The sequence below is a fragment of the Streptomyces bugieae genome, assembly GCF_036352915.1.
Taxonomy (GTDB): domain Bacteria; phylum Actinomycetota; class Actinomycetes; order Streptomycetales; family Streptomycetaceae; genus Streptomyces; species Streptomyces endophytica.
Genome location: NZ_JAZBJP010000074.1, coordinates 1 through 4,917, shown reverse-complemented (window position 1 = coordinate 4,917; position 4,917 = coordinate 1). Strand labels below are relative to the sequence as shown.

The window sequence follows — 4,917 nt, the reverse complement described above, 5'->3', positions numbered from 1 at the left end:
CGGTGACGTGTAGTGGGTGCCTGCGGGGCCGGCGGGCCGCACGGGACTCCCACGGTCTCTTAAGTTCTCTTACGGAACAAAGTCTCCCAGGTCCAGTATTCCAGCGGGGGAACGGAACGTTACGGGGCCGCGTCAGACCTTGATGGAGGCCGCGACCGGGAGGTGGTCACTGCCGGTCGAGGGCATCACCCACGCCTTGACCGGGTCCATGCCCTTCATCATGATCTGGTCGATCCGGGCCATCGGGAAGCCGGCCGGCCAGCTGAAGCCGAAGCCGTCGCCCGCGGCGCCCTGGGCGGAGCGCATCTGCGAGGTGACCGGGGCCAGCGAGCGGTCGTTCATGGTGCCGTTCAGGTCGCCGAGCAGCATGACCTTCTTGACCGGGTCGGCGGCGATCGCCTCGCCCAGCGCCTCGGCACTGCCGTCGCGCTGGTTGGCGGTGAAACCGGCCTCGACCTTGACCCGGACCGACGGCAGGTGGGCGACGTAGACGCCGAACTGCCGGCCGTCGGTGGCGGTGACGGTGGCGCGCAGCGCGCGGGTCCAGCCCATCTTGATGTCCACCGGCCGGGCGTCGCTCAGCGGCAGCTTGCTCCACAGACCGACCGTGCCCTGCACGGTGTGGTACGGGTACGCCTTCGCCAGCCCCTTCCGGTACGTGGGCAGGGCGTCGCCGGTCAGCTCCTCCAGGGCGACGACGTCCGCCCCGGAGTGCACGATGTCCCGGGCGGTGGCCGCCGGGTCGGGGTTGTCGGCGTCGACGTTGTGGGTGACCACGGTGACGTTGCCGCCGGTGCCGGCCTTGTCCGTGACCTGCCCGGCGAACAGGTTGACCCACGCGAAGACCGGCAGGACCAGCGCGATCAGGGCGGTCGCGGAGCGGCGCAGGACCGCGGCGAGCAGCAGCAGCGGGATGGCCAGGCCGAGCCACGGCAGGAAGGTCTCCAGCAGGCTGCCCAGGTTCCCCACGTCGTTGGGCACCCGGGCGTGCAGGATCATCAGCAGCCCGAGCACGACGGCCAGCACCGCGAGCACGATGCCGCGTCGCCACATCCCGTCGGGACGCCACCAGTTCCGCAGGCGTCCGGCCCGGGAACCGGCCCCCGCGGGCCCCCGCCCCTGCTCCGGCTCCGTCATGTATGCCTGCGTCATTCCGCCGTCCTCACTGCCTTGCTCCGGTGCTGTCACCCGTGATCACCGACCCTAGGTGATGGCCGTAATGCGGTTTCTTAGATTCGCGCCCGGCCGTGCCGCGCTCTTCGGTGGTGAGGACGGCGGTGTCGCGGGGTGGGGTTCCGGTCACGGGGTTCGTGACAACGGCTGTGACAGAACGGGCATGGTCCGGTCATACGGCGCGGGGTTCCCGGACCCGGGCGGCCAGGCATGCGCTCAGCCCGCCGCGGCCTGGGGGCGGGGCCGTACGCCGTCGAGGACCGTGTCGACGATGTCCTCGGCCAGCCCCTCGGGGAGGTCCTTCCACTGGTGCAGCACGGCCCGGGCCAGCAGCGGGCCGACGAACAGGTCGGCGAGGGCGTCGACCGGGCGGTCGGTGCGGATCTCGCCGTTGGCCATCCCGCGGCGGAGCACGGCGAGCAGCGCCTCGTTGCGGGCCCGGACGACCGTGCGGTGGTACGCGTCCCACAGCTCCGGGTGCGCGTGGACGTGGCTGACGACGGTGCGCAGCAGCGCGGAGTCCCGTTTGGCCAGGCCGCGGCGGCGGAGGAATTCCAGCAGGGAGACCAGGTCGTCGCGGACCGAGGCGCCGTCGAGCGGCGGGAGCGGGGCGTCCAGGGACCGCATGACGTCCAGCATCAGGGCGTCCTTGCCGGACCAGCGGCGGTAGACCGTGGCCTTGCCGACGCCGGCCTCGCGGGCGATCCCCTCCATGGACAGCTCGCCTATGGACGCCCCGTTCTCGATCAGGCGGAGCACGGCCTCGATGATGGCGGAGTCGGCCGCGGCGCTGCGCGGCCGGCCGCGGCGCTCCGGTGCCACCGGGCCCGGCCCCGCCCCGGCCACCGCCCCGGCGCCCCGTGCGGGCCGGCTCATCGCGCCGCCCCCGCCTTCCGCTCGTCCCGCGGCTCCGCGGACTGCGGCGCCGGTCCCGTCTTGCCCGGCAGGAAGGCCAGCACGATCAGGGCGCCGACGGCCGAGACGGTGGCCGAACCGAGGGCGGTGACGTGCATGGCGTGGACGAAGGCGGCGTTCGCGGCGGTGACCAGCGGCCGGCCCGGAGCGCCCATCCGGTCCGCGAGGCCGAGGGTGGCCTCGATCGACTCACCGGCCGCGTGCCGGGCCCCGGCCGACAGTCCGGGCACGGCGTCGAGGACGCCCTGGATGCGGTCCCGGTAGCTCGTGGACAGCAGCGAGCCCAGCACGGCGACGCCGAGGGTGCCGCCGACCTGCCGGAAGACGTTGTTGAGCGCCGAGCCGGATCCGGCCTTCTCGCGGGGCAGCGACTGCATGATCGAGACGGTGACCGGCGGCATGATGTGCGCCATGCCGGCGCCCTGGAGGAAGAACAGCGCCTCCATGACCCAGATCGGGGTGTCGGCGTCCAGCAGCAGCAGGCCCAGCATGGTGTCGGCCACCACGAACATGCTGAACGTGCACACCGCGCGGGCGCCGTAGCGGTCCACGGCCAGCCGGGCCCGCGGCGCGAAGATCATCTGGGCGGCGGCCAGCGGCAGGAGCAGCAGGCCGGCCTGGAGCGGGGTGTAGCCGCGCACGCTCTGCACGTAGAAGACGATGAAGAACGTGACGCCCATCAGGGAGAAGAAGACCAGGGCGATGGCGGCGATCGCGGCGGAGAACGCGGGCTTGCGGAAGTAGTTGATGTCGATCGACGGGTGGTCGCTGCGCTTCTGGTGCACGACGAACCCGGCGAGCACCACCAGGCCGGCCACGACCGTGCCGATCACCCGCGGTTCGGTGAAGTCGGCGAGCTGGCCGCCCTTGATGATCCCGTAGACCAGCAGGACCAGCCCGACGACGGAGAACAGCACGCCGACCGGGTCCAGCCGGCCGGGGCTGGGGTCCTTGGAGTCGGGCACCAGGATCAGCATCGCGGTCAGCGCGATCAGCACGATGGGCACGTTGACCAGGAACACCGAACCCCACCAGAACTGGTTCAGCAGCAGCCCGCCGGCGATCGGGCCGATCGCGATGGCCAGACCCACCCCGCCGGCCCAGATGCCGATCGCCTTGGGCTGCTCGTCGCGCTCGAAGACGTTCATCAGGATCGCCAGGGTGGCCGGCATGACGAAGGCGCCGCCCAGGCCCATGAGCGCGCGGAAGGCGATCAGCTGGGTCGGCGAGCCGGCGAACGCGGCGAGCACCGAGCCGGTGCCGAACACCGCCAGGCCGAAGAGCAGCGTCTTCTTGCGGCCGAGCCGGTCACCGAGCAGGCCGGCGGTGAACAGCAGCCCCGCGAAGACCAGCGTGTAGGCGTTGATCGCCCACTCCAGTTCGCTCTGGGTGGCGCCGAGGCCGTGCGGGGCCGGCGTGGCGATCGTCTTCATGGCGACGTTCAGGATGGAGTTGTCCAGCACCACGATCAGCAGGCTGAGCATGAGGGCGGACAGGATCGCCCAGCGGCGCCGGTGCACGCGCTCGGGGACCTGCCGGGCGGGCGGGCCGCCCGGCGCGGTCGGTGCGGTCGATGAGGTGGCCATGCCGACACCCTACGTTTGCGATACGGGTCCGTTCCGTATTGATGAGCCGCGGCCGGATCCCCCGGGCGGGGCGGCCGTACGTCCCACTCTCCCGCGGTTGCGGCGTTCCGGCTCCCGTTGTGCCCTCCCTTTTCCTTTGCCTCGAGGTCGTGCCAGCATGGTGGGGAGTCCGGGGACACCGTCAGGGTGCCTCGAGATGACGAACAGGAGCCGTCACCATGACGCAGCCTTCGCCTGCCCAGAAGCCGGTGCCCAAGTCCCTGTACGGGGGTACGAGCTCGCGCCGGGTCACCGTGCGCGACATCGCCGCCGCCAAGGAGCGCGGCGAGAAGTGGCCGATGCTCACCGCCTACGACGCGATGACCGCCTCCGTCTTCGACGAGGCCGGGATCCCGGTCCTGCTCGTCGGCGACTCGATGGGCAACTGTCACCTCGGTTACGAGTCCACCGTGCCGGTCACGATGGACGAGATCACGTTCCTGTCCGCGGCGGTCGTCCGGGGGACCAAGCGGTCCCTCGTCGTCGCGGACCTGCCGTTCGGCTCGTACCAGGAAGGGCCGGTCCAGGCCCTGCGCAACGCCACCCGGCTGGTGAAGGAGGCCGGGGTCGGCGCGGTCAAGCTGGAGGGCGGTGAGCGCTCCGCGGACCAGGTGGAGCTGCTGGTCTCCTCCGGCATCCCGGTCATGGCGCACGTCGGGCTGACCCCGCAGTCGGTGCACGCCTTCGGCGGCTACCCGGTCCAGGGCCGCGGCGAGGAGGCCGCCCAGCAGCTGCTGCGGGACGCCAAGTCGGTCCAGGACGCGGGCGCGTTCGCGGTGGTCCTGGAGGCGGTACCCGCCGAACTGGCCGCCGAGGTCACCCGCTCGCTGCACATCCCGACCGTCGGCATCGGCGCCGGCCTGGAGTGCGACGCGCAGGTCCTGGTGTGGACCGACATGGCCGGAATGAACGCCGGCCGGGTACCGAAGTTCGTCAAGAAGTACCTGGAAATGCGTGAGCTGCTGGGCGGCGCGGCCAAGGCCTTTGCCGAGGAGGTCGTGGGGGGCACGTTCCCCACGCCGGAGCACACGTTCCGCTGACTTCCCACGTACCTGGCTTTCCCGCCGCGGGTGTTGTTCGCCGTTGCGCCTGCGGCGGGCTGGGTGGTTGTTGGGTGCGGTGACGGGCCTCCGGGGCCGGTTGTGTGGACTGCTGACGCTTTACGTCCACACAACCGGCCCCTCCGGCCCGTCCCCTCCCGTGA

General features: G+C 71.8%; 4 protein-coding genes. 1 reads left to right on the top strand and 3 read right to left on the bottom strand.

The features are described from left to right. Window positions 1-132: 132 nt before the first annotated feature. The 3 genes from V2J85_RS40190 to V2J85_RS40180 form a co-directional block, all read right to left on the bottom strand. Window positions 133-1,137, bottom strand: a complete 1,005-nt coding sequence (locus tag V2J85_RS40190; RefSeq protein ID WP_410011326.1) for an endonuclease/exonuclease/phosphatase family protein — start codon at window positions 1,135-1,137, stop codon at window positions 133-135. Window positions 1,138-1,389: 252 nt separating this feature from the next. After that, entirely contained in the window at window positions 1,390-2,049 is a 660-nt protein-coding gene (locus tag V2J85_RS40185) for a TetR/AcrR family transcriptional regulator (RefSeq protein WP_261951868.1), read from the bottom strand. Continuing rightward, window positions 2,046-3,674 (bottom strand): MFS transporter, encoded by a 1,629-nt coding sequence (locus V2J85_RS40180; protein WP_330824340.1) that lies wholly within the window; start codon window positions 3,672-3,674, stop codon window positions 2,046-2,048. The genes V2J85_RS40185 and V2J85_RS40180 overlap by 4 nt, the downstream gene beginning before the upstream one ends. Window positions 3,675-3,892: 218 nt before the next feature. On the opposite strand from V2J85_RS40180, the gene panB reads away from it, so the two are divergent. After that, complete coding sequence (gene panB, locus V2J85_RS40175) at window positions 3,893-4,753, top strand: 3-methyl-2-oxobutanoate hydroxymethyltransferase (protein WP_261951866.1); 861 nt, start codon at window positions 3,893-3,895, stop codon at window positions 4,751-4,753. Window positions 4,754-4,917: the final 164 nt, after the last annotated feature.

Coding starts and splice junctions, on each gene's coding strand:
- panB (WP_261951866.1), top strand. CDS start 3,893: ATGACGCAGCCTTCGCCTGCCCAGAAGCCGGTGCCCAAGTCCCTGTAC.
- V2J85_RS40180 (WP_330824340.1), bottom strand. CDS start 3,674: ATGGCCACCTCATCGACCGCACCGACCGCGCCGGGCGGCCCGCCCGCC.
- V2J85_RS40190 (WP_410011326.1), bottom strand. CDS start 1,137: ATGACGGAGCCGGAGCAGGGGCGGGGGCCCGCGGGGGCCGGTTCCCGG.
- V2J85_RS40185 (WP_261951868.1), bottom strand. CDS start 2,049: ATGAGCCGGCCCGCACGGGGCGCCGGGGCGGTGGCCGGGGCGGGGCCG.